Genomic DNA, 23,227 nt, shown 5'->3' on the forward strand with positions numbered 1-23,227 from the left:
GAGGGAGGCCCGTGAGCGGCCAGACGTGGACCCCAGCTCCCCGGAAGGGCATCATCCCCCTTCATCCGCTGACCTTCGGCATGCTGCTGGGCAAGGCCTTCGCCGCCCTCCGGCACAACCCCAAGGTCCTGTTCGGGTTCGCCGTCGTCATCCAGCTCGTGGTCGTCATCGCCACCGCCGGGGTGATGGGCGTCGTCCTGTTCACGACGTTCTCGCGGTTGGAGACGGTCTCCCCCTCCTCTCCCGATTTCGAGGCCGTGTTCGCCGGCACCATCGCCATCAACCTCCTCGCCGGGCTCATCGTCGGGCTCGCCTCCATCGCCTTCACCGCTCTCATGCAGGGCGTCGTCGCCGCCGAGGTCGGATACGCCACGGTGGGCGTCAAGGCCTCGCTGCGCATGCTGTGGCGCCGGATGACCCCGGCGTTCTGGCGGCTGGCGGGCTTCGCCTCCCTCTCGGTGCTCGCCCTCTTCGGCGGCCTCGCGATCGTCGCAGGCGTCGTCGGCGCTCTCCTCGCCGGCGGCCTCGGCGGCACCCCGGAGATGATCGGCATCGTCGTGCTCGTCGTGGTCCTCCTCGGCGCGGCCGCGATCCCCCTCACGGTCTGGCTGTCGACCAAGCTGCTGCTCGTGCCGTCGATCCTCGTGCTGGAGCGCGCCCGCTTCCGGGAGGCTCTCGTGCGGTCCTGGCGGCTGACCCGCGGCCGCTTCTGGGTCGCGTTCGGCGTGACCTTCCTCATCAGCCTGATCATGGGTCTGGCGATGCAGGTCGTCAGCTTCCCGACCGCCATGCTCTCCTCGTTCCTCGGCACCGTCATCGCGCCGACCGGTGCCAGTGAGCCGAGCGCGGTCATCGCGTACGTCTTCGCGCTTCTCGCCCCGCAGGTGCTCCTGCTGATCCTGCAGGCGATCACCATCGTCGTGCAGAGCACCGGGGGCGTGCTCGTCTACCTCGACTGCCGGATGCGCTACGAGGGTCTCGACCAGACGCTCCTCTCCCACGTGGAGCGCCGCGACCTCGGCATCCCGGAGGACCAGCTCGGCGACCCGTTCGCGGTCGATCCCTCCCGCGCGGTCAGCAGTGCTCCGCCGCCGCGTCAGATGCCCGAGCACGTCATGATGACCCAGGGGTATGGAGTTCCCGGATACGGAGCTCCCGCATACCCGGCACCGCCGGCGCCCGGTGCGTACCCGGCACCGCCCGCGCCCGGCGGGTACCCGGCACCGCCGGCGCCCGGCCCGCAGACCGCGCCTCCCGCTCCCCCCTCCTTCGCGCCGCCGCCCCCGCCCACCCCGGCGCCCCCGGCCGCTCCCCCCGCCGAGGCGGCGGGCGGATGGACGGCTCCGGGCACCACGCCGCAGCCATGATGCGGCGCTTCGACGACGTCTTCGTCCCGGACGGGGACGAGGCGCGCCGCTGGGCGGAGGAGGAGTTGTCCAACCCGCGCTACGCCGACGCGAAACCCACCTGGTTCGATCTGTTCGCGCGCGACGTGATGCGCTTCCTCGGCGATCTCTTCAGCGGGGACAACGGCGCGAACGTCGGCCCCACCGCGCTCATCGTCGTCACGGTGCTCATCGCCGCGGCCCTGGTCACCGCACTGCTCGTCTGGGGACGCCCCCGACGGTCGCGGGCGATCCGCCGCCCCCAGGGCGACCTCCTCGGCGCGGCGGACGACCGCAGCGCCGCACAGCTCCGCGCCGACGCCGAGCGCAGCGCACGGCAGAACGACTGGGACACCGCCGTCGTGCTGCGCTATCGGGCGATCGCCCGCAGCCTGCTCGAGCGCGATCTCATCGATCCGGCGCCGGGCGCGACGGCGCAGTCGATCGCCCGGTCCGCGAGTGCGGTGTTCGTCGATGAGGCGGAATCCCTGCGCCGCGCCGCGGCGTCCTTCGACGACGTGCGGTACCTGCGCCATCCCGCCGCCGCAGACGACTACCGCCACCTCGCCGCGACCGACGAGCGGCTCCGCGCCCACCGTCCCGAGGCGGTGCCCGCATGACGACGACCGCCGCACCCGACGAGGACGTCGATACCACCGCCGAACGCCCGAAGCGCCGCACCGCCTCCCTCCTGGGCTGGCTGCTCGTCGCGGTGCTCGTGATCGCGGTGGCCCTCGCCGCCTCGCAGCTCGCCGCGCGCGGTCCCGGTGCCCGCGGCGCCCTCGACCCGGAGAGCCGGTCCGGCACCGGTGCCCTCGCCCTCGCAGAGCTCCTCCGGGACCAGGGCGTCGAGGTCGAGGTCGTCCGCTCCCGGGCAGCGGCCGCGGCCGCCCTCGACGAGGACAGCACGCTCGCTCTGACCAACCCCTTCACGCTCTCCGACGAGGCGCTGGCGGATCTGCTCGCACCGGCCGACCGCGTCGTCTTCCTCTCCACCGGCACCCACCTCCTGGCCGAGCTCGCGATCGGCGAGAACGCCTCCGGTTCGGCGGCCCCGCGACCGGCCGCGTGCGCGGTACCCGCGTTCGCCGAGGTCGGCGACATCCGCCCCGATCGGCTCTTCTCCCCCGCCGACGGCGTCACCGGCTGCTTCGCCGACGGCGATGCCGCCGCCGTGCTCGTGGACGAGCGCGACGGGTACCGCGCCGTCGTCGAGGGCGTGAAGCTCTTCAGCAATGCGACGCTCGCGGAGGACGGCAACGCCGCTCTCGGTCTCGCGCTGCTCGGCCAGACCGGGCGCGTCGTCTGGTACGTGCCGTCTTTCGAGGACACCGACATCGAGGGCACGACCCCCGACACGCTCGGCACCCTCACGCCCGACTGGGTCACGCCGGCCATCCTGCTGCTGCTCGCCGCCGGTCTGGCCGTGGCCGTGGCCCAGGGGCGACGATTCGGACCGCTCGTCGCCGAGACCCTCCCCGTGACGGTGCGGGCCTCGGAGACGATGCACGGACGCGCCCGCCTGACGGCCAGGGCAGCCGACGCCCCGCACGCCGCCGAGGCGCTCCGAGAGGGCACCCGACGGCGACTGGCCCGACGGCTGGGGCTGGCCGTGCACGCGAGTGCGGACGAGGTGGCGGACGCCGCCGCCGACCGGCTGCGGATCCCCCGCGGCACGCTGCAGAGCCTGCTGGCGGGACCGCCGCCCCCCGACGATGCCGCGCTCGTGGCGCTCGCCCGGCGCCTCGACGAGCTCGAGGCCGCCGTGGACACGAGCGCGCAGACCCCCGGGAGTGACGCATGAACACCTGCCCACCCCGCATCCCGTTCCCGACCGAAGCCGAGGAGACCCCGTGACCGACGAGAACAGTCCCGCAGACGACGCCGCACTGCGCCAGGCCATGCACCGCGTCCGCACCGAGGTGGACAAGGCCGTGGTCGGCCAGGCCGGCACGGTCACCGGCCTGCTGGTGTCGCTCCTGGCCCGCGGCCACGTCCTGCTCGAGGGCGTGCCCGGAGTGGCGAAGACCCTCGTGGTGCGCTCCTTCGCGCGGGCTCTGGGCCTCGACACCAAGCGGGTGCAGTTCACCCCCGATCTGATGCCGGGCGACGTCACGGGATCGCTCGTCTACGACGCCAGGACCGGGGAGTTCGACTTCCGCGCCGGGCCGGTGTTCACGCACATCCTGCTCGCGGACGAGATCAACCGCACGCCCCCGAAGACCCAGGCGGCCCTCCTGGAGGCGATGGAGGAGCGCCAGGTCTCCGCGGACGGGGTGAGCCGTGCGCTGCCCGACCCCTTCCTCGTCGCCGCGACGCAGAACCCCGTCGAGCACGAGGGGACGTACTCGCTGCCGGAGGCTCAGCTCGACCGCTTCCTGATGAAGCTCGTCGTCGGCATGCCGGAGCGCGACGCCGAGGTGTCCGTGCTGCGACGCCACGCCCAGGGGTTCTCGCCGCGGGAGCTCACCGGCGTCGAGGCCGTGATCGGCGTCGACGAGATCCGCGCCGCCCAGCAGGCGGCGGCGCGGGTCGACGTGACGGACGACGTCCTCGGCTACGTGGTCGACCTCGCCCGCGCGACCCGGCAGTCCCCCTCCGTGGAGCTCGGCGCCAGCCCTCGCGCCTCGACCGGACTGCTCGCCGCAGCCAAGGCCTGGGCGTGGCTGAACGCCTCCACAGCCGTGACCCCCGACCACGTCCAGACGATGCTCGTGCCGGTGTGGCGGCATCGTCTCCAGCTCCGCCCCGACGCCCAGATGGAGGGCGTGTCCGCGGACGCCGTGCTGACGTCGGTGGTCCAGCAGACCCGGGTGCCGATCTAGGTGTTCGTCACGGGCCGTCTCGCCGTCGCCCTCGCCGTCGGCATCGTGCCGCTGGTCCTCGCCGGACTGGCGGGCGTCCCGCCCTATGCCGTCCTGGGCGGATGGATCGGTCTCTGCGCCCTCCTCGTCGCCATCGATCTCGTCTTCGCGGGCGACCCCCGCGCGGCGACCGTCACCCGCCGGGTCCCGTCCCGCGCACGCCTCGGCGAGCTGATCCCGGTCAGCGTGGCGGTGGAGAACCGCGGGGCCCGGCTGCTCGACGTCCTCCTCCGCGACGCCTGGCAGCCCACGGCCGGGGCGCCGGAGACGCGGCAGCATCTGCGCATCCCCCCGGGTGAGCGTCGGCGCGTGGACATCCCCCTCCGCCCGCGGCGGCGAGGCGAGCTGGTCAGCGCCTTCGTCGTGCTCCGCTCCCGCGGCCCCCTGGGTCTCGCCGGTCGCCAGGCGCCGCATCCCGTCCGCGGCGCGATCCGCGTGCTGCCGGCGTTCACGTCGCGCAAGCACCTGCCGTCCCGGCTCGCGCGCCTGCGCGAGCTCGACGGGAACACGAGCATCCAGGTCCGCGGGCAGGGCACCGAGTTCGACTCGCTGCGGGAGTACGTGCGCGGCGACGACGTGCGCTCGATCGACTGGCGGGCGACCGCGCGCGCGGGCACGACGATGCTCCGCACCTGGCGTCCGGAGCGCGACCGGCACGTCGTCCTCATCGTCGACACCGGACGGACCGCTGCCGCACGCGTGGGCGACGGCACCCGGCTCGACGCCGCGCTGGAGGCGGCGCTGCTGCTCTCCGCGCTCGCCTCCCGTGCCGGTGATCACGTGCACCTGCTCATGCACGACCGTGTCACCCGGGCGCGGGTCACCGGCGTGGACGGCACGGGACTCCTCCCCGCGCTGACGGACGCCATGGCTCCGGTGCACGCCCGCCTCGTCGACACCGACTGGCATGCGGCCTTCGCGGCGGTGCGCACGCTGACGACGCGCCCTTCCCTCGTCGTCGTGCTCACCGCTCAGGACGCGGCCGAGTCCGCCCGGGGCTTCCTCGGGGCGTTCCCCGACGCCTCGCGCGCGACCACGGTGCTCGTCGGGTCGGTGACCGATGACGGCATCGCCGCGCTCGCCCGCGCCCGAGGATCACGCGAGGACGTCTATCTCGCCGCGGCCGCCGAGCGCACGCTCCGAGACGCCGAGAACGTCGCGGACGCGATCCGCCGAGCCGGCGGGGAGGCGATCGCCGCCGACCCGGAGGATCTGCCGCCCCGGATCGCGGACCGCTACCTCGAGCTCAAGGCGGCAGGACGGCTCTGACCGCGGGCGCGGACGCGTCAGCCCGCGACGAGCCGTGGCGTGCCCGACTCGTACTCCACGAGATCGCCGGTCTCGCCTCGACGGTGCGCCCGGCGGCCCACGACGAGCATGTAGATGAGGAACACCGCGAGCGCCGCCGCCCCGATGCCGATCTTGACCGGCCAGGGCAGCGCCCAGCCGGTGACGAAGCCTTCGACGAGTCCGGACAGGAAGAGCGCGAACACGAGTCCGAGGGCGACGGTGGCCAGCGCCCTGCCCTCCGCGGCGAGCGCTTCGCCGCGGGTGCGGGGGCCGGGCACGACCCAGGCCCAGAACATGTGCAGGCCGGCGGCCGCGGCGACGAAGATGCACGTCATCTCCAGCATGCCGTGCGGAAGGATGTAGAGGACCATGAGGTCGGCCTTGTCGTGGACCGCCATCACCGCCCCGGACGTGCCGAGGCCCATGGCGTTCTGCACGAGCATGTAGACGGGCCAGATCCCGGTCACGCCGAACAGCACGCACTGCATCGCGATCCAGGCGTTGTTCGTCCACACCATGCCCATGAACACCGCGGCCGGGTTCTCCGTGTAGTACCCGGTGAAGCTCTCGTCGGCGTACTGCTGAAGGGCGTCGGGCGGGCCGAGGGTGGCGACCAGAGCGGGGTCGCTCGCGATCCAGGCCGCGGTGCCGACGGCGATGGCCACGAAGGCGAGGGCGATGACGAGGGTCGTCCACCGCAGACGGTACAGCGCGGCGGGCAGCTGCAGCCGGAAGAAGCGCGCCGTCTGGGTGAGGATGCTGTCCGCGGCTCCCGTGAGGCGGAGGCGGGCGCGCACGAGGATCGTGGAGAGATAGGCGCCCTGCGGCGACTCGCCGACGGACGTCTTCAGCTCCGCGAGGTCGGCGGAGGCGGCGCGATAGCGCACGATGAGCTCGTCCACGCCGGCGCCGTCGAGACGAGCCCGGCTGAGGGCGTCCAGCCGCTCCCATTCGGGCCGGCGCGCATCGGTGAGGGCATCGGCATCCACCTGATTTACTGTACTCATGTCCGCGCAGATCGACGTCTCCGACGAGGTGCTCTCCGGAGAGGCGGTGGCGATCGACGTCCAGCCCGTGGGGTTCCTCCTCCGCGCGGCGGGAGCGGTCATCGACATGCTCCTCGGGTACGCCGTCTTCGTCGGGTCGATCTTCCTGCGCCTCTGGCTCCTCGACATCGGCGTGCTCGATCCGGCCACCGACCGCATCGCCCTCGTGGCCTCCCTCGTCGTCAGCTTCGTGGTCCTGCCGATCACGATGGAGGTGGCCCTGAAGGGCCGCAGCCTCGGCAAGCTCGCGGTCGGCGGGCGGATCGTGCGGATGGACGGCGGCGCGGCCGGGTTCCGGCACGCCTTCATCCGCGCCCTGCTCGGCGTGCTCGAGATCTACCTCACCTTCGGCGGCCTCGCGGTGCTGGTCGGCGCCTTCACGGCACGCTCTCAACGGCTGGGCGACCTCGTCGCCGGCACGTACAGCCAGCGGGTGCGCACACCGAAGCTCTTCTCGCCGGCTCCCGTCCTGCCGCCCGCGCTGGCGGGGTGGGCGCAGGTCGCCGATGTGGCCCGCCTCCCCGATCGCCTCGCCCGCCGCATCTCGCAGTTCCTCGTGAGCGCTCCGCGCATGCTGCCGGCGGCGCGTGCCCGCGTGGCCGGGGATCTGCTGGCCGAGGCGACGCCCTACGTCTCCCCGATGCCGGCCGCGCCGGCGGAGCTCGCGCTGGTCGGCATCACCGTCCTGCGGCGGGAGCGGGAACGGCGGGCGCTGCAGAACGCGGACCGCCGGGCCGAGAGGCTCACCGGACGGCGACTGGGCGTCTGACGTCGTCGCACCGAGGGTCTCCTCGGCGGTCTTCGGTCAGGCGCGGAGGGCCTCGTGACGCACGACCAGCCAGCCCGCGGGGACCGACAGCCGATCGGCGTGCGGCGCGCACAGATCGTGCGCCTGGGGGTCGTTGGCCGCACCGAGCGGTCCGAGCGCGGCCATCTGGTCGCCGTAGTCATACGTGAGGGTGGCCACGGCCTCGCGCGCGCAGCCGACCTTCGAGCACAGTCGTCCGTCCATCTCCGTCAGCGTACGGCTCCTCGCTGCCCCGAGGGCGGTGCCGCGCCGGAGGGGCACGCAGCGCCTAGACTTTCGGCATGCCCCGTCGTCGCTCCGCCCCCGTCTCCGGTGTCCGCCGCGGCGCTCGACACGGACGACACGGACGGCTCGGCCGCAGCGAGGTCGTGAAGCCGCCGCTCGCCCCGCTGGACGGGCGCATCGATCGCTTCGACCTCACCGTCGGGACCGCCGTCGAGTTCCTCCGCGGCACCTGGCCGGAGCTCCAGGACGTCCGCTTCGAGATCGGCGCGCTGCCCGCCGCCGACGCCGACGGCGAGGTCCCCCGCTGGCACCTGGACCGGGAGCGGCGGAGGATCGTGCTCTTCCGCATCCCGATCGAGCGTCTCCTCCCCCCGGGGCACGACGACGCCACCCACCGCCGGCTGGCGATCGAGAGCGCCGTCTTCCGAGCCGCGGCGGAATACGTCGGCCGCGAGCCGTGGGATCTGGGCCACGACCACTGAGCGGCCCGCCCTCCCTGCTCAGGGATAGACGGTGATCGAGCTCTCCACCCCGGCGGGCGCGGGCACCGGCAGGACCGCCAGCGCCCCGGATCCCGTCAGCGTCACCGCCGCATGCACCGGCCCCGCGGGCTGGAGCAGATAGGACCGATCGGCGCGGACCTCGACAGCGCGGGTGCCACCGGCCGGAACGGTGATCTCCTGCGGAGCGTCTCCCTCGATCGTGCTGAGGGTGACCGTGACCTCCTCGTCCGAGGGATTGGCCAGCTGCAGCTTCGGGCTCGGCCCCGCGGGAACCGCGAAGGCGACATCGGTGTCGATCTGCGGAGCGGGCGTCACCCACGCGAAGTCGGAGTCCGCGCCGAAGCCGTCCTGCTGCCGGACGCCGGCGACGACCGGCGCGTCCGCATCGATCTCGACCGTGTAGGTCCCGGGCTCCAGACCGCTCAGCGACACCTGGGTCGGCTCGTCGGCGGTGAGCGGCACGGTGAACTCGTCGAGCCCGGCGCCGCCGCCCTCCCCCGTCACCCGCACGCGGGCCGTGGCGTCCGCACCGGGGGCGAGGAGCCGGAGGACGGTCATGTCGCCATGATCGCCCTCCGCGGCGAAGGCCTGCACCCCCGGGAGGACGAGGTGCTGCTGCGGGCCGGCGACCGCCTCCTGCTGGTCCGCCCCCACGGGGTCGAGGACGCGCATCAGCGCGGACTGCAGGACCGCCCGGACGGGCGCGCCGACGGCGCTCACCTTGACGACGGGGATGTCGTTCCCCGCCGCGACGGCGGTCAGTGGAAGGGCGATCTGCGTGCGCGGCGGCACCACCACCGTGCGTCCGCCCCTGGCCGTCCCGTAGACGGCGAGGGTCACGGTCGCGGCGACATCGGAGGCGTTCGCGAGCAGGACGACGTCTTCGGCACCGGTGCCGACGGAGCCGCCGATCAGCCACGACTCCAGTCGCGGCACGCCGCAGGGCGAGGCCGCGAGACCCGCGAGGTCGTCGGAGGAGAGCGCGACCGATTCGGCGCCGGCGATCAGGGGGGCCGTGCGGCCCTCGACCGTGCCCGTCAGCACGGGCACGTCGTCGCCGTCCACGAGGTCGGGGACGGCGAGCCCCGACAGCGCCGGTGCGCCCGAGGTGCCTCCCGCCGTCACCCGGGGCGTCCCCGCCGCACGCATCTCCAGCGGTGCCGCCGTGTTCCGCCCGAGGGCGCGGAAGTCGCCGGAGCAGAGGAGGACGCTGTCGCCGGGGAGCGGGGTCACCTGCTCCTGCGCCGGTTCATGGGTCACGGTCGTCCAGGGGGCGTGCACCGCTGTCGCCACCCCGACGACGCACGCCGCGGCGACCACCACGCCGGTGGCGAGCCGCGCGCTGGTGGCGACGACTCGGAATGCGCGCGTGCCGGTCATCGGTCCTCCTCCGGGGTGCGGATGTCGTCGCGATGCGCGGCGGCCGTGCCGTCCGCGCCCGAGGCATCCGTCGGGTGCTCCTGATCCGCGGGCCCCTGCGGCAGGGTGGTCCCGTCGTCCTGCGGGTCGGCGTCCGCGATCGGGGCGAGGGCCTCGTCGCTGAGGGCCGGTTCGTCCTGCGGGTCCTCCACGGCACCCACCGGGGCCTCGTCCACCGTCTCCGGCTCGCGATCCTCGGCATGGCGCGGAAGTACCAGCGGCTCCTCGGGCGCTCTGCCGACGATGCGGGAGCGTGCCCGTGCGGCGCGCCGCGAGGCGCGGGTCGGGATGGACAGCAGCAGGGCGGCGAGGACCACGAGCAGCTGGACGGTCACCACGAGCCGCGCGGTGCCCTCCTCGCCTGCGGTCAGCTCGGCGGACGCGGCGGACTCCCCCTCGAGACGCCAGAGCACCCCGCGGTCGGTGGACCCGGCCTGCATGAGGCCGGCGCGCTGATCGATCGCGGCGACCGACGCCGTCCGCAGCGACCGCGCCCGGTCCCCCTCATCGTCCACCGCGGCGAGGAGCACGTAGCTGATCCCGTGGTCGAGGAGCTCGGACGGGGCGTCGAAGTCGCGGGCCGAGATGAGGTCCACCGCCAGCGTGGAGACGTCGTCGCCCTGCGGCTCGACCGCGGTCGAGAGCATCGTCGTCTGCGCGCCCAGCGTCTCGCTGGCGCCGTTGACGACCTCGACCGCGAGCCCGCCGTCGTTCTGCGGCGTGAGGATCAGAGTGGCGATGGGCCGGTCTCCGGCCGCCTGCGCCCGCACGTACGCCGGCAGGGTCGACTCGGGGCCGTTCGTCAGCGGGGAGCGGTCGGCGTGGAGCGCGGTGAGAGCGGGCACAGCGCAGGCGACGAGGGCGAGAGCCGCCACGCCCGTCGCGGCGACGCGGAGTCGGGGCAACGGGAACGCCGTGTCCAGGGTGACCGTCGCGGCGCCGACCACGCCGATCCACGCGAGGCTCAACCCGGTGCCCGGCCAGATCGGGACGGCGGTCCCCTGCGTGAAGGCGACGCTGACGCCCACGGCGAGGAACGCGGTGCCCAGTCCGGTGAGCGCGACGACCAGGAGGGTGATGCCCGCGCGCCACCGCGGGGACACGGCGGACCCGAGGGCGAGCAGCGCGAGCGGGGCGCACAGCAGCGCGGCCCAGGCGCCGGGGACGACCGTCGTCCAGCCGGCGAGGTCCTCCGTGGGGAAGCCGGTGGCGAGACCGAGACGCCCGGCGGCATCCGCCGCCGCCTGCGGCCCGAGCCAGGTCAGCCCCGGATCGGCGAAGAGGCCGAGAGGCGTCCCGTGCGCGAACTGCCAGAGGATCAGCGGTGCGAAGAGCGCGGCGGTCGGCAGCGGCAGCCAGAGCAGACGGCCCGCGCCGCGGAACTGGGCGGTGCCGAGCACGATCCCCAGCGCCACGACCCAGAGCACCGCGAGCGCCGGGGCGAGGACCGGTGCGCAGGCCACGACGGCGGCGAGGAGCAGCGACGCGCTGCCGGCCGCACCCCAGGAGCGGTGCGCGACGACCGCGGAGTGGAACAGCCACGGCAGCAGCAGGTGCACGAGCACGGCGGCCGGGCGACCGTCGACGAGGGCGGTGAGGAAGGTCGGCGCGAGGGCCCACGCGATGCCGGCGAAGATGCGCAGACCCGCACGATCGGTGACGCGCGTGGCGGCGAACCACCCGCCGAGGACGGCGAGGGGAAGCGCGAGGATCCACAGCAGGACCATCGCGAAGGACGGCGCCCCCGGCCACAGGGAGCCGAGCAGGGCGACGATGGCCGCGAAGGGGTCGGCGGGCCCGACGACGTCGAGTCCGACGCCGCGCAGACCCCAGGCGGCGTCCCTCCACAGCGCGCCGACCGTCTCCCGCAGCGGAAGGAGGCCGCCCCCGCCGAGCGCCGGCCACGCGAGGAGGCTGGTGAAGGACGCGATGCTGACCACGAGCGCGGCCAGCACCGCCCAGGCGCCGCCGCCGGAGAAGAACCGGAGCTCGCTGACGGCCCCGTGCTCGCTGCCGTGCCCGTCGTCGAGCCGACGTCGCAACTGCGCCGGCGTGACCCGCAGCGGGGCGATGCTCGCCCAGGTGGAGGAGCGGAAGGACCGGATCCGGGCCCGCGATCGCGCGACGGCACCGAACCGGAGCATGGCGGTGAGAGCCGCCCCCCACTCCGGGAACACCGCCTCCGGCCGCTTGCCGACGAGGTGGGTGAGGGAACGCCAGAGCGCCAGGGGCAGGAAGGTCAGCCAGTGCAGGGGGACCGCGGCGGCCGGGGCGTACGCGAGGCGCCGGTGCAGCTGAGCGAGGCGGGTGACGAAGGCACGGCGGGACCGTCCGGTCGGAAGCGCCGCCGGACCGTCCGGCGCGGCGGAGACCCGCGCCGCCGGAGCGAGGACGACGCGACCGCCGCCGAGTCGCGCGCGCACGCCGAGGTCGAGGCCTTCGTCTGCACCGGCCAGCGCGGGGTCGGGACGAAGGGCCTCGCGCACCTCGCCGCGGATGAGCAGCCCCCGGATGTCGGCGCCGAGGGCGTCGTCCATCCGATCGTGCTGTCCCTGGTCGAGCTCCCCGGCGGCGAGCTCCACGGCACGGCCGAACGTGGTCATGCTCACGCCCAGGGACACGATCTCGCGGTCGTTGTCGGTGGCGACGAGCTTCGGCGCGACGATCGCGGCGGAGGGCGATCGCTCCAGCATGCCGGTGAGGCGCTCCAGCGCGCGCGGGTGCGGCGCCGTGTCCTGCGCGAGGATCCAGATCGCGGAGCCGTCGAGGATGCGGGGGCGTGCCAGGTCGAGGGCCTCGGCGAAGGAGGTCGAGGGGCGCGCCTCGATGATGCCCTCGACGGTGGCGGCGACGGCTTCGCTCTCCCGAGCGGTGGCGGCGTCGCCGCACATGATCAGCGTGACGGCCGCCGGCGGAAGGGTCTGGGCGCGCACGGCGTCGAGCGTGCGGAGGAGCTGAGCGCGGGCGGAGGGGCCGGGGCGCGCGACGATGAGGGCATGAACTCGGGCTGGCATGACGTGGTCAGCCTATGCGCGCGGTCAGGCCGGGAAGCGCACCGCTCCCGGCGCGCCCACGAAGCCGCGCAGGGAAGAGGCGTCAGCTGGCGCGGCGCTTGAGCTTGCGACGCTCGCGCTCGGAGAGACCGCCCCAGATGCCGAAGCGCTCGTCGTTGGCCAGTGCGTACTCGAGGCACTCGCCGCGCACGTCGCAGGAGGTGCAGATGCGCTTGGCGTCCCGCGTGGAGCCGCCCTTCTCCGGGAAGAAGGCCTCGGGGTCGGTCTGCGAGCACAGGGCGTCGCTCTGCCAGGCGAGGGCGTTGTCGTCGTCCGGGTCGGACCGGCGGACCCCGGGGACACCGAGGTTGACCGGATCGACGAACCAGTTCTCCGGCACATCGGAACGGTATCCCGTCATCTCGACCTCCAACCCTTCAAAAACCGCCCCCCTGGCGGGCCGTGCTCACCTAATTACACCCGTGTCATTCGCTCCGGTCAAGTCGCGGATCGTAAACCCTCAAGCGTTTCTTGAAGGTTCATGAGCTTCCCTCGGCGTGTCGCGCCGGCCGGGTCAGCGCCCGGGGGTCGCCACGAAGGCCTCCCCCGTGCCCGAGAGCGTGAGGGTGCGCTCGTCGGCATCGGCGAAGGCGACCGCACCGACCGGGACCGCGACCTCCGCGCCCGACGCCGCGGTCACGTGGACCGCACCGCCCGTGGCCAGCACCATCGTCGGCCCCGCCACCTCCACGGTGATCGGCGCGCCCTCGATGCGGACGCGCCGGAGGGCGAAGTCCGGCACGGGCACGGGATACGTCGTCACGGCCTCGTCGCCCGCAGGGCGCAGCACCGGCACCTCGCCCGGCGTGGTGTCCAGGACCGCGAGCAGCTCCGGCACGTCGATGCGCTTGGGCGTCAGGCCCCCGCGGAGCACGTTGTCGCTGGCCGCCATGATCTCCACGCCCAGACCGGAGAGGTACGCGTGCAGGAGGCCCGCCCGCAGGAAGACGCCCTCGCCGCGACGCAGCACGAGATGGTTCATGAGCAGCGCGACCACGACCCCGGGGTCGCCCGGGGAGGTCTCGGCGATCGCGGCGACGGCGCGCAGCGACGGGTGCTCCTCCCCCGCGGGTCCGTCCGCGGCACGGCGGACGGCCGCGATGACCTCGTCCACCGCGGACTGCGCCTCTCCCCCGAGCAGCCATCCGATCGCGTCGCCGAGCGGATCCCCCTCGCCCGAGAGCCGCTCGCGCAGGGATCGCACTCCCGGGACGTCGTCGAGGGCGTCGAGCAGACGCAGGGTGTCCGCGACCGGACGCAGGCCGCTGAGCGACTCGAAGCGGTCGCTGAGGGCGACGAGGAGCTCCGGTTTGTGGTTGTCGTCGCGGTAGTTGCGTCGCGGGTCGTCGAGCGGGAGGCTGCTCTCGCGAGCCCAGCCGTCCCGCGCCTGGTCCCTGGTCGGGTGCACCTGGATCGACAGCGGCCGCGCGGCCGCGAGCAGCTTCAGCAGGTACGGCAGCGTGCCCCCGGTCACCTCGTCCAGGGTGCCTCCGCCGTCGACGTCGGCGGGGTCGCCCGGGTGGTCGCCGAACCACACCTCGGCCTCCGGGGCGCCGGACGGGGCGCGCCCTTCGAGCTCGGCGAGGAGGGACGGCGATCCCCAGGCGTAGTCGCGGGGCACGTTGGAGAGGCTGCGCAGCATGCCCCCCAGCGTAGAACGCGAGGCGACGGACACGTCGGATCCGGGCCCGTCGAGGTAGCCTGAGTCGCGATGGCCCAGTACACCAAGCACCCGGTGGCCGCCCCGCCCACCGCGCCCGAGCGCGAATCCACGGGGCACCTCCTGCTGCGCGGGTACGTGATCGCCGTGCTCTTCGTGGCGTTCGCCCACTCGGCCGTGTACAACCTCCTGGGCGAGATCGGCGCGGCGATCGTGCTCGCGCTGTTCTCCGCGGCCACGCTGGCGATCGGGATCCCGATGCTCGCCCGCAACCGTCCGCAGCCGTTCCGCTGGCGCCGGCTGCCGTGGGCCGCCCTCGGCTACACGGCGCTCGCCCTCCTCTCGGTCGCCTGGTCCCAGTGGCGGGTCCCGACCGTCGCCACGGGCGTGCTCCTCGCCGCCGTCACGGTGAACGGCCTGTTCATCGCGCACGTGCTCACCTGGCACGAGATCGTGCGGGCCCTGTCGTCGGCCTTCAAGTGGATCCTCGGGCTCTCCCTCGCCCTCGAGCTGTGGGTCTCGCTCGTCCTGCACGGCCCCCTGCTGCCGAACTTCGCCGACATCCCCGCGGGGAAGATCGACCCGCAGTGGTACTGGGTCCGCGACAACCTCTTCGACGGGGGGCGCATCCAGGGCATCCTCGGCAATGCGAACCTGCTCGGCATCGTGTCGCTCTTCGCCCTGATCACCTTCGGCGTGCTCTTCGCGGCGAGGATGCGCTGGCGCACGACGCTCGCGCTGTGGATGGTCCTCGCGGCGTACTTCCTGTTCCGCACCGCGTCAGCGACGGCGCTCGCGTGTGCCGGCGCGGCCGCGGTGGTCCTCGTCGTCGCCCTGCTGATGCGGCGCGCGGAGTCGCCGACCGCCCGCACCCGGATCTACGTGGTCGCGATCGGGTCCACCGCCCTCCTGGCCCTCGCCCTGTGGCTGCTGCGCGAGCCCCTCCTCGGCCTCCTCGGTCGCAGCGCCGACCTCACGGGCCGCGCGGACAAGATCTGGGCGACGGTGTGGGAACGCGTCGGCGAGCACCCGATCATCGGCAACGGATTCTCCAGCCCGTGGGTCCCCACCGACCCGGCCTTCGACGGCTGGATCGTCGACCACGGGATCACCGTCTTCCACGCCCACAACATGTGGCTGGACGTGCTGCTGCAGCTCGGCGTCATCGGTCTCGTGCTGATGGCCGTGGCGTACGGCAGCCTCCTGTGGCGCTCCTGGTTCTTCGCCGTCGACCGCCCGCGCTGGGATCTCGACGCGCGGCGCCCGTACTCCCCGCTCACGCTGCTGCCCAGCCTGTTCACCGTCGTGCTGCTGGTGCAGGGGCTCACCGAGTCGACCCCGATCATGCTGTGGGGCTGGCTGCTCCTGGTGCTGCTGTCGTTCAAGCTCAAGTCGGTGCCGCTGGTCGGCGTCGGCGAGCGCGACCTCGTCTTCGAGCGCGGCGCGACACCGCGGCGGGTGCCGTGACGACGGGACATCCCCTCGCCCGCCTCCTCGGCTCGGCGGAGATGGCCAGGGCGTTCACCCTCGCGGCACTGCTGGCGGTGTTCGGCTCGTTCGCCATCGAGCGGATGACCTCGGCCGTGACCCTCGCCACCGTCATCACCGCGCTGTGCCTCCTCGCCGCGGCCATCCTGTGGGTGCGGCGTGAGGAGCTGTCCGTGCTGCGGATCGCACCGTCCTCGCTGCTGGCGTTTCTGGCCTGGGCGCTCGTGAGCCTCCTGTGGACCACCGACCGCTCGGACACGATCCTGGGATGGCTGTCGCTCTTCGGCTACGCCTTCCTCGCCATCACCATCGGGCACGTCCGCGACACCCTGCAGACCGTCCGGGCGCTCGGCGACACGCTGCGGGTGCTCCTCGGCATCTCGCTCGGCGTCGAGATCCTGTCCGGCATCCTCCTCGACCTCCCCTTCTCGTTCCTCGGCATCCAGGGGAACCTCGCGGCCGGCGGCCCCATCCAGGGCCTGTTCGGCAGTCGCAACATGCTCGGCTTCATCGCCGTGCTCGCCCTCATCACGTTCGTCATCGAATGGCGCACGCAGTCGGTCGACCCGCCGCTCGCCGTCGGCTCGGTGGCCCTCGCCGGCGGCCTCGCGTTCCTGTCCGCCTCGCCCACCGTGCTGGTGCTCGCCGGGGCCGTCGGGATCGTCACGATCGCGCTCACCATCGTCCGCCACACCGCGCCAGCACGCCGCAACGTCGTGCAGTGGGTCCTCGGTGTCCTCGTCGCCCTCGCCCTCACCGTGGCGTTCGCGCTGCGCCATCAGATCATCGCTCTCCTCGACGCGGGCTCCGACTTCTCCATGCGCGCCGAGCTGTGGAACATGATCCTCGACTTCGTCGCGGTCAAGCCGATCACCGGATGGGGGTGGTTCGGCGACTGGGCGCGCGGCGAGTACCCGTTCACGTTCATCAACTTCCAGCTCGACGACCGCCACCAGAGCGCGCTGAACGCCTTCTTCGACGTGCTGCTGCAGCTCGGCGCCGCGGGCCTGGTGCTCTTCCTCCTGCTCGGCGGCATCGCGCTGATCCGCTCATGGCTGGTCGCGAGCGTGCGCCGGTCGGTCGTCTACGCGTGGACCCCGATCACGCTGGTCACCCTGGCGGTCGACTCGATGTTCGAGAGCTTCACGCTCGTCGACGCCGGCTGGTTCATGCTCGTGCTGTGCGCCCTGCGGGCCGGGCAGTCGCGGTCGTGGCGGGAGAACATCGACGCGGCCCACACGGGCGCCATCCCGACCCTGCGCCCGCAGGAGTGACGAGCTCTCGAGGTCAGCGGACCGTCGGCAGCTTCTCGGCCCACGCCAGCGCGTCGCGCACGCCGTCGTCGACGGAGCGCTCCGCCCGCCAGCCGAGGACCTCCCGTGCGCGCTCCACGATCGCGTACGCGCCGGCCTGATCGCCCGGACGGCGCTCCGTCTCCACGACGGGCAACGGCGCGCCGGTGACGCGCTCGAAGGCCTGCACGAGCTCGCGGACGGTGACCCCGTCGCCGGTGCCGAGGTTGATCACCCGGTACGGCTCGGCGGCGGTGGCGACCTCGTCGAACCGCGTCACCGCGGCCACGTGCGCCAGCGCGAGGTCCCAGACGTGCACGTAGTCCCGCAGGCCGGAGCCGTCCCTGGTCGGCCAATCCGTCCCCGTGATCGTGAACGGCGCGCCGGCCGCCCGTGCCTGCATGATCTTCCCGAGCGCATGGGTCGGCTCGGGGTTCTGCAGACCGGTGCGCAGCTGGGGGTCGGCGCCGATCGGATTGAAGTAGCGGAGGGCGACGGCCCGGAAGTCGCCGGCGGCCGCGGCGTCGGCGAGGATCTGCTCGACCATGGCCTTGGTGGTGGCGTACGGGCTGGAGGGCGCGATGCGGCCGCCCTCGTCGACCCCGTCGCCCGTATCCCCCGCGTAGATCGAGGCCGAGGAGCTGAAGACGATGCGGTGAATGCCGGCGTCGCGGAGCCGACGGAACAGGACGATCGATCGGCCGACGTTGGTGTCGTAGTACCCGAGCGGGTCCGCCACCGACTCGGGCACGACGACACGCGCGGCGCAGTGCACGACGGCGTCGATGTCCGGATGGTCGCCCAGCAGCCGATCGAGGACCTCCGCGTCGGCGATGTCGCCCACGTACAGGTCGCGTCCCGCGCCGAAAGCGGCGAGGCCCGTGGACAGGTCGTCCAGCAGCACGACCTCGATCCCGGCCTCCAGGCACGCGGTCGCCACGGTCGATCCGATGTAGCCGGCTCCGCCGGTGATCAGTACCTTCATCGCGGTCAGTCTAGCCAGGCGGGTCGAGAGCGCAGGCGGGGCTCTCCGCAGATCCGAAGGAGACGAACGGTAGGCTACTCACTGCTCGTCGAGTCGCGCGCTGCCCTCCGGCAGCGGCTGCGGCACCAACAACGGAGAACCTCCCTGTGGCCCACGTCCTTCAGAACGTCGTCTTCCCGCTCGATCGCGACCCCGACCTGCTCCCGCTGTACGCCGACCCCGAGACGTGGTCCGTGATCGAGGACGAGCCGGTCCGCGTCTCCAGCCGCGCCCACCTCGGCAACATCCTCGGCCGCCACCGGGCGCGCATCGTCGCCGGGCGCCGCGTCTCCCTCGGCACCTACTTCAACGCCTTCCCCGCCTCCTACTGGCAGCACTGGACCAGCGTCCGGGAGGTCCGCCTCACGGTGCGCACGACCGGTCCGGCGACCGTCCTCGTGTACCGCTCGAACGGCTCGGGCGTGCGTCAGCGCGTGGCCACGCGCGAGGTCACCGGCGAGGCGACGACGTCGTTCGACCTCGACCTCACCCAGTACAGCGACGGCGGCTGGATCTGGTTCGACATCGTCGCGGACGAGAAGCCCGCCGTGCTCGAAGGTGCCGAGTGGACCACCGAGCAGGAACCCGCGCGTACCGGCAAGGCGTCGCTCGGGATCACGACCTACAACAAGCCCGACTACTGCGTCGAGACGCTGCGGGCACTCGCGGCATCGCCGGATGCGCTCGAGTTCGTCGACCGCATCTTCCTCGTCGACCAGGGCACTCAGCTCGTCGCTGACCAGGACGGCTACGCCGAGGTCGCCGAGCGGCTGGGCGAGACCCTCCAGGTCATCCGGCAGGACAACCTCGGCGGATCCGGCGGCTTCGCCCGCGCGATGCACGAGTCCCTCCAGCGGCCGGAGAGCGACTTCGTCCAGCTGCTGGACGATGACGTGCGCATCGAGCCCGAGTCGCTGCGCCGCTCCATCGTGTTCGGGCAGTTCGCGACCACGCCGGTGCTCGTCGGCGGGCACATGTTCGACCTCCTCGATCGCCCGAAGCTGCACGGGTGGGCCGAGGTCGTCGACGAAGAGCCGTTCATGTGGCGCAACCTCTACCAGGAGAAGATGCCGCACGACTTCGGGGCCGCCAACCTGCGGCAGTCCCCCCTTCTGCACATGCGCATGGACGCCGACTACAACGGCTGGTGGATGTGCCTCATCCCGCTCGACGCCGTCCGCGAGGTCGGGCTGTCGCTCCCGGCGTTCATCAAGTGGGACGACGCCGAGTTCTGCCTGCGCGCCGGGGAAGCCGGCTTCGCCACGGTGTCGATGCCGGGAGTCGCCCTCTGGCACGTGTCCTGGGTGAACAAGGACGACTCGATCGACTGGCAGGCCTACTTCCACGCCCGCAACCGCATCGTCACCGGCCTGCTCCACTCGAACGCGCCGCACGGCGGACGCCTGCTCGTGCACAGCCGTCGGGTGGACCTCAAGCACCTCATGATGATGCAGTACTACCCCGTCGCCCTGCGGGCGAAGGCGCTGCGCGACGTGCTCTCCGGCCCCGATCACATGCGGCGGAACCTCGCGACCGCCATGCCGGCCGCACGCGCCCTGGCCGCCGAGTACCCGGAGACCGTGGTCCACCGCGATCCCGCCCGGGTCCTGCACTCCCGGCACGGGCGCCAGGTCTTCCAGCGGCTGGGGCGCAACCAGTACGACAACCCGACCGGGATGCGGCTGCGCATCTTCACGCTGAAGACCCTCGTCTCGCACTGGCTGCATCGTCCCGACCCCGCCAACCTCGCCCAGCCCGAGGTGGAGTTCGGCAAGGAGGACGCCCACTGGTGGCGTGTGCCGCACTTCGACAGCGCGCTGGTCAGCGCCGCGGACGGCTCGGGGAAGAACATCTACACGCGCGACCGCGCCAAGTACCGCCGGATGCTGCGGGAGACCGTGCGTCTGCACGCCGAGCTGCGCCGGCGGTGGCCGGAGCTCCAGCGGCAGTATCGAGAGGCACTGCCCGAGCTCGTCTCGCCCGCATCCTGGCAGAAGATCTTCGAGGAGAAGGCATGACCGTCGAGTCCCCCGTGTTCGACCCCGCGAGCTCGGCGATCGTCATCGTCACCTTCAACCGCTCGCACCTGCTCTCGGGACTCCTGACGAGCATCACCGCGATGGACCCGAAGCCGGGCCGCGTCATCGTGGTCGACAACGCCTCCTCCGACGACACCACGGATGTCGTGGAGTCGTTCCGGGACGACATCGGCACGGAGCTGGTCTACCGCCGACTCGACACCAACACGGGAGGCTCCGGCGGCTTCAGCGAGGGCATGCGCACGGCGTACGACCTCGGCGCCGAGTGGATCTGGATGATGGACGACGACGTGGAGGTGCTCCCGGACGGCCTCGCCCGGATGGGTGCCTGGGCGCCGCGGTTCCGGAGCATCCAGGGGCGACGCTACGACTACGACGGCAGCGAGTTCTACTGGCAGTACCGCATCGCGGAGCGCATGGGCATCCCGATCCCGTTCGCCCCGGCGGGTTTCGACTCCTCCGGCTACAAGGAGATGAACAGCGGCTGCTTCGAGGGGATGTTCATCCACCGCTCGATCGTGCAGCAGATCGGCCTCCCCGACCCCCGCTTCTTCATCTACTGGGACGACCAGATGTACGGCTGGCTCGCCTCGCGCCTGACCACCGCGGTCATCGTGGACGAGTTCGTCCTGCGCCGCACCCGCGAGATCAAGCAGTGGGACATGGGCATCCGGCACATGAACGCGTCCAGCAACGCGTACCGCTACTACATCATGCGCAACCGCGGGTTCATCAAGCAGTACTACCGCGTGCACGGCGTGTACAACCCGGTGCTCTTCGGGCTCGGGACGACCGCCACGTTCTTCAAGGAACTGATCCGCCTCGTCTTCGTCGAGCGCACGGTCCGCGGCACGAGCAACCTGTTCCGCGGGCTCCGCGACGGCGGCCGCATCGGCCGCGACCGCTCGTGGCAGCCGATGAGCCCGCTGGAGGCCTGAGATGGTCGAGCCGCAGCCCGAGGTGCGGTGGGCGCCGCTTCCGCCACGCCCCCGGAACCGCGGACGCCTCTGGCTGATCGTCGGCCTCGTCGTCGCGGCCCTCGTGATCGTCGGGCTGCTGCTCTTCTTCCTCCTCCCCCGTGACGGAGCCCCGGCGCCCGGAGGAAGCGCGAGCCCCTCGCCGTCCGCCACGACGTCGCCCTCGGCATCGCCATCCACCCCGAACGCTCCGTCGGAGGGCGCGACGCCGGACCCCACGCCCCTCACCACGCCTCCGCCGGTCGGCGACCCCTCCCTCGAGGTCTTCCGGGACAAGGTCGGCGGGTGGCTGACCGCCGCCGAGCGCGGTCTCGACATCGTGGACGAGAACCGCAACCAGGACGCCCTCCCCGTCGTGGACTCCCTCCAGGAGGACGCCCAGCGGCTGGGTGACGCGGTCCCGCCGTCGTCCATCCAGGACGCCTGGCGCTCCGGCGTCGAGACCTACGCGGAGCGTCTCACCGCCTTGCGCACGGCGCTCGAGAGCGATTCCGGCGTCTCCGGCGCCCTCGACAGCGCCCGCTCCGCGGTCGCCGAGCTGCGCAGCGTCGCCGGGTTCTGACGACGTCGCGCTCCGCCGCCCGCCCCCGCAGGACGGTCAGACGGCGTAGTCGGCGTTGTAGCGGTCCAGCACTTCCGCGATCGGCGCGTCGAGAGCGAGCGTGCCCCGGTCGAGGTAGAGGCCGCGGGTGCAGAAGCGCCGGAGGTCGCGCTCGTTGTGGCTCACGAAGAACAGGGTGCGGCCGTCGGAGAGCAGCTCGTCGATGCGCTTGTAGCACTTCTCCCTGAAGGCCTTGTCGCCCACCGCCAGCACCTCGTCGACGAGCAGGATCGGCTCGTCGAGCTGGGAGACGACGGAGAACGCCAGTCGCACCTTCATCCCGTTGGAGAGGTGCTTGTAGGGCGTCTCCTCGAACCCGGCGAGCTCGGCGAAGGCGATGATGTCGTCGTAGCGCCGCGCGATCTCGTCCTTGGACATGCCGTGCAGCCCTGCCGTGAGTCGGACGTTCTCGCGCACCGTCAGGTCGCCGACGAAGCCGCCGGTGATCTCGATGAGCGGCGCGACCCCGCCGTTGACCCGCACGCGACCCTCGTCCGGGAGCAGGACGCCGGCCACGAGACGGAGCAGCGTCGACTTGCCCTGCCCGTTCCGTCCGACGACGCCGATCGACTCCCCCGGCTGCACGGTGAAGGAGACGTCGCGGAGCGCCCAGAACTCACCGGGGCGCGACCGGCGGGAGGCCCCGGCGAAGAGATCCTTGAAGCTCCGTCGCCCGCGCCGGTTGCGGCGGAAGCGGACGCCGAGGCCCTGGACATCGATCGCGGCGTCCATCACAGCTCCTTCAGCACGGGGCGCTCGAGACGCCGGAACGCCCAGACGCCCAGCGCCAGGATCAGCAGGCACATCACGACGCTGACGGCGAGCGTGAACGGGTTCCACTGGTCGGGGAAGAACGGCATGCGGTACAGCATGAAGATCCCCGCGAGCGGGTTGAAGGCCCCGAGGGTCTGGAAGATCCCGGGGAGGTCGGTGACGTTGTAGATGATCGGCGTCGCGTAGAACATGGCCCGCAGGATGAGGGCGGTGGTGCGCTCGAGGTCGGTGTAGAGCACGCACAGCGGAGCGACGAGCAGGCCGAGTCCGACGAGCAGCACGGTCTGCATGAGGATGGCCACGGGCACCCACAGCACGCCCCAGCCGATCTGCACGACCTGGTCGGCGTGGCTCTCGAACAGGAGGTTCACGACGATGAAGAGCACCAGCACCGGCAGCGAGAACAGGTACTCCATGCCTTTGCTGAGCACGATCCGGTTGACCCAGATCGATCGCGGGATCGCCGTGGAGCGGACCAGACGGGCATCCTTCTTGAACGCGCGGGTGAAGTCGGACACGGAGCTGTTGAACCACACCCACGGCAGCAGCGCGCTGATGAGGAAGATGATGTACGGCTCCTCGCCGACATCGCGTCGGAACACCTGCGTGAAGACGAACCAGTAGATGGCGCTCATCACGAGCGGGTCGAGCACCGACCACAGATAGCCGAGGAAGCTCGTCGCGTACCGGACCTTGAGGTCGCGGGCGGAGAGCAGCCACAGCGAATGCAGATAGCGCCGGGGCGTCCCGGGCGCCCCGGCAGCAGCGTGACCCACGAT

At 72.6% G+C, this 23,227-nt stretch carries 21 protein-coding genes; 12 read left to right on the plus strand and 9 right to left on the minus strand.

Annotated elements, in window-relative coordinates; translation table 11 throughout:
- Positions 1-11: 11 nt before the first annotated feature.
- The 5 genes from ACIQID_RS05000 to ACIQID_RS05020 all read left to right on the plus strand — a co-directional run bounded on the left by ACIQID_RS05000 (position 12) and on the right by ACIQID_RS05020 (position 5,518).
- Positions 12-1,367, plus strand: a complete 1,356-nt coding sequence (locus tag ACIQID_RS05000; protein ID WP_400282534.1) for a glycerophosphoryl diester phosphodiesterase membrane domain-containing protein — start codon at positions 12-14, stop codon at positions 1,365-1,367.
- The gene (locus tag ACIQID_RS05005) at positions 1,334-2,005 is read left to right on the plus strand and encodes a DUF4129 domain-containing protein (RefSeq protein WP_312673089.1); all 672 of its coding nucleotides are present in this window, start codon (positions 1,334-1,336) and stop codon (positions 2,003-2,005) included. Before ACIQID_RS05000 ends, ACIQID_RS05005 begins: the two co-directional genes overlap by 34 nt.
- On the plus strand, positions 2,002-3,189 hold the full coding sequence (locus tag ACIQID_RS05010; RefSeq protein WP_400282537.1) for a DUF4350 domain-containing protein: 1,188 nt from the start codon (positions 2,002-2,004) through the stop codon (positions 3,187-3,189). Before ACIQID_RS05005 ends, ACIQID_RS05010 begins: the two co-directional genes overlap by 4 nt.
- A 97-nt stretch (positions 3,190-3,286) precedes the next feature.
- A complete protein-coding gene (locus tag ACIQID_RS05015) occupies positions 3,287-4,210 on the plus strand; it encodes a MoxR family ATPase (protein WP_331203129.1) in 924 nt (307 codons plus the stop codon).
- Positions 4,211-5,518 (plus strand): DUF58 domain-containing protein, encoded by a 1,308-nt coding sequence (locus tag ACIQID_RS05020; RefSeq protein ID WP_400282540.1) that lies wholly within the window; start codon positions 4,211-4,213, stop codon positions 5,516-5,518. It abuts the gene before it with no gap.
- Between the two features lie 17 nt (positions 5,519-5,535).
- Here ACIQID_RS05020 and ACIQID_RS05025 read toward each other — a convergent pair whose 3' ends face one another.
- Positions 5,536-6,528 (minus strand): stage II sporulation protein M, encoded by a 993-nt coding sequence (locus tag ACIQID_RS05025; protein WP_312673092.1) that lies wholly within the window; start codon positions 6,526-6,528, stop codon positions 5,536-5,538.
- 16 nt (positions 6,529-6,544) lie between these two features.
- On the opposite strand from ACIQID_RS05025, the gene ACIQID_RS05030 reads away from it, so the two are divergent.
- On the plus strand, positions 6,545-7,354 hold the full coding sequence (locus tag ACIQID_RS05030) for an RDD family protein (protein ID WP_400282543.1): 810 nt from the start codon (positions 6,545-6,547) through the stop codon (positions 7,352-7,354).
- A gap of 36 nt (positions 7,355-7,390) precedes the next feature.
- On the opposite strand, the gene ACIQID_RS05035 is transcribed toward ACIQID_RS05030, so the two are convergent.
- Positions 7,391-7,597 carry a DUF3499 family protein gene (locus ACIQID_RS05035; RefSeq protein WP_025103036.1) on the minus strand — a complete coding sequence of 69 codons (207 nt, stop codon included), beginning with the start codon at positions 7,595-7,597 and terminating at the stop codon, positions 7,391-7,393.
- A gap of 77 nt (positions 7,598-7,674) precedes the next feature.
- Here ACIQID_RS05035 and ACIQID_RS05040 point away from each other — a divergent pair, with 77 nt between their 5' ends.
- Positions 7,675-8,100 (plus strand): hypothetical protein, encoded by a 426-nt coding sequence (locus ACIQID_RS05040; RefSeq protein WP_331202599.1) that lies wholly within the window; start codon positions 7,675-7,677, stop codon positions 8,098-8,100.
- 18 nt (positions 8,101-8,118) lie between these two features.
- Here the strand turns inward: ACIQID_RS05040 and ACIQID_RS05045 are convergent, their stop codons facing one another.
- The 4 genes from ACIQID_RS05045 to manA form a co-directional block, all read right to left on the minus strand.
- Entirely contained in the window at positions 8,119-9,501 is a 1,383-nt protein-coding gene (locus tag ACIQID_RS05045; RefSeq protein WP_400282548.1) for a DUF5719 family protein, read from the minus strand.
- Positions 9,498-12,554, minus strand: a complete 3,057-nt coding sequence (locus ACIQID_RS05050) for a glycosyltransferase (RefSeq protein WP_400282551.1) — start codon at positions 12,552-12,554, stop codon at positions 9,498-9,500. The genes ACIQID_RS05045 and ACIQID_RS05050 overlap by 4 nt, the downstream gene beginning before the upstream one ends.
- 82 nt (positions 12,555-12,636) lie before the next feature.
- Positions 12,637-12,954, minus strand: a complete 318-nt coding sequence (locus ACIQID_RS05055) for a WhiB family transcriptional regulator (RefSeq protein WP_025103032.1) — start codon at positions 12,952-12,954, stop codon at positions 12,637-12,639.
- A 153-nt stretch (positions 12,955-13,107) separates the two neighbouring features.
- On the minus strand, positions 13,108-14,235 hold the full coding sequence (manA, locus tag ACIQID_RS05060; RefSeq protein WP_312673100.1) for a mannose-6-phosphate isomerase, class I: 1,128 nt from the start codon (positions 14,233-14,235) through the stop codon (positions 13,108-13,110).
- A 69-nt stretch (positions 14,236-14,304) separates the two neighbouring features.
- Here manA and ACIQID_RS05065 point away from each other — a divergent pair, with 69 nt between their 5' ends.
- The gene (locus tag ACIQID_RS05065) at positions 14,305-15,720 is read left to right on the plus strand and encodes an O-antigen ligase family protein (protein WP_400282556.1); all 1,416 of its coding nucleotides are present in this window, start codon (positions 14,305-14,307) and stop codon (positions 15,718-15,720) included.
- The gene (locus ACIQID_RS05070; RefSeq protein WP_312673102.1) at positions 15,717-17,015 is read left to right on the plus strand and encodes an O-antigen ligase family protein; all 1,299 of its coding nucleotides are present in this window, start codon (positions 15,717-15,719) and stop codon (positions 17,013-17,015) included. Before ACIQID_RS05065 ends, ACIQID_RS05070 begins: the two co-directional genes overlap by 4 nt.
- 13 nt (positions 17,016-17,028) lie before the next feature.
- On the opposite strand, the gene galE is transcribed toward ACIQID_RS05070, so the two are convergent.
- Positions 17,029-18,018: a UDP-glucose 4-epimerase GalE gene (gene galE / locus ACIQID_RS05075; protein WP_400282559.1), complete on the minus strand. Its 990-nt coding sequence runs from the start codon at positions 18,016-18,018 to the stop codon at positions 17,029-17,031.
- A 146-nt stretch (positions 18,019-18,164) separates the two neighbouring features.
- Between galE and ACIQID_RS05080 the strand changes: the two genes are divergently transcribed.
- From ACIQID_RS05080 to ACIQID_RS05090, 3 genes are read left to right on the plus strand one after another with little or no spacing between them, the layout of a single operon-like run.
- On the plus strand, positions 18,165-20,075 hold the full coding sequence (locus ACIQID_RS05080; RefSeq protein ID WP_400282562.1) for a glycosyltransferase: 1,911 nt from the start codon (positions 18,165-18,167) through the stop codon (positions 20,073-20,075).
- A complete protein-coding gene (locus ACIQID_RS05085) occupies positions 20,072-21,034 on the plus strand; it encodes a glycosyltransferase (RefSeq protein ID WP_312673105.1) in 963 nt (320 codons plus the stop codon). Before ACIQID_RS05080 ends, ACIQID_RS05085 begins: the two co-directional genes overlap by 4 nt.
- Position 21,035: 1 nt before the next feature.
- Positions 21,036-21,635, plus strand: coding sequence for a hypothetical protein (locus ACIQID_RS05090; RefSeq protein ID WP_331202592.1), 600 nt, complete (start codon positions 21,036-21,038; stop codon positions 21,633-21,635).
- A 36-nt stretch (positions 21,636-21,671) separates the two neighbouring features.
- Here the strand turns inward: ACIQID_RS05090 and ACIQID_RS05095 are convergent, their stop codons facing one another.
- On the minus strand, positions 21,672-22,406 hold the full coding sequence (locus ACIQID_RS05095; RefSeq protein WP_312673107.1) for an ABC transporter ATP-binding protein: 735 nt from the start codon (positions 22,404-22,406) through the stop codon (positions 21,672-21,674).
- On the minus strand, positions 22,406-23,224 hold the full coding sequence (locus ACIQID_RS05100) for an ABC transporter permease (RefSeq protein WP_400282567.1): 819 nt from the start codon (positions 23,222-23,224) through the stop codon (positions 22,406-22,408). Before ACIQID_RS05100 ends, ACIQID_RS05095 begins: the two co-directional genes overlap by 1 nt.
- Between the last annotated feature and the right edge of the window lie 3 nt (positions 23,225-23,227).

It is taken from the genome of Microbacterium sp. NPDC091676, from assembly GCF_044756645.1.
GTDB lineage: Bacteria > Actinomycetota > Actinomycetes > Actinomycetales > Microbacteriaceae > Microbacterium > Microbacterium paraoxydans_D.

Bases quoted from the DNA above. Each gene is read 5' to 3' on its own strand.
- ACIQID_RS05005 (WP_312673089.1), top strand. From the start codon at position 1,334: ATGGACGGCTCCGGGCACCACGCCGCAGCCATGATGCGGCGCTTCGAC.
- ACIQID_RS05010 (WP_400282537.1), top strand. From the start codon at position 2,002: ATGACGACGACCGCCGCACCCGACGAGGACGTCGATACCACCGCCGAA.
- ACIQID_RS05015 (WP_331203129.1), top strand. From the start codon at position 3,287: ATGCACCGCGTCCGCACCGAGGTGGACAAGGCCGTGGTCGGCCAGGCC.
- ACIQID_RS05030 (WP_400282543.1), top strand. From the start codon at position 6,545: ATGTCCGCGCAGATCGACGTCTCCGACGAGGTGCTCTCCGGAGAGGCG.
- ACIQID_RS05035 (WP_025103036.1), bottom strand. From the start codon at position 7,597: ATGGACGGACGACTGTGCTCGAAGGTCGGCTGCGCGCGCGAGGCCGTG.
- ACIQID_RS05040 (WP_331202599.1), top strand. From the start codon at position 7,675: ATGCCCCGTCGTCGCTCCGCCCCCGTCTCCGGTGTCCGCCGCGGCGCT.
- ACIQID_RS05045 (WP_400282548.1), bottom strand. From the start codon at position 9,501: ATGACCGGCACGCGCGCATTCCGAGTCGTCGCCACCAGCGCGCGGCTC.
- ACIQID_RS05050 (WP_400282551.1), bottom strand. From the start codon at position 12,554: ATGCCAGCCCGAGTTCATGCCCTCATCGTCGCGCGCCCCGGCCCCTCC.
- ACIQID_RS05055 (WP_025103032.1), bottom strand. From the start codon at position 12,954: ATGACGGGATACCGTTCCGATGTGCCGGAGAACTGGTTCGTCGATCCG.
- manA (WP_312673100.1), bottom strand. From the start codon at position 14,235: ATGCTGCGCAGCCTCTCCAACGTGCCCCGCGACTACGCCTGGGGATCG.
- ACIQID_RS05065 (WP_400282556.1), top strand. From the start codon at position 14,305: ATGGCCCAGTACACCAAGCACCCGGTGGCCGCCCCGCCCACCGCGCCC.
- galE (WP_400282559.1), bottom strand. From the start codon at position 18,018: ATGAAGGTACTGATCACCGGCGGAGCCGGCTACATCGGATCGACCGTG.
- ACIQID_RS05085 (WP_312673105.1), top strand. From the start codon at position 20,072: ATGACCGTCGAGTCCCCCGTGTTCGACCCCGCGAGCTCGGCGATCGTC.
- ACIQID_RS05090 (WP_331202592.1), top strand. From the start codon at position 21,036: ATGGTCGAGCCGCAGCCCGAGGTGCGGTGGGCGCCGCTTCCGCCACGC.
- ACIQID_RS05095 (WP_312673107.1), bottom strand. From the start codon at position 22,406: ATGGACGCCGCGATCGATGTCCAGGGCCTCGGCGTCCGCTTCCGCCGC.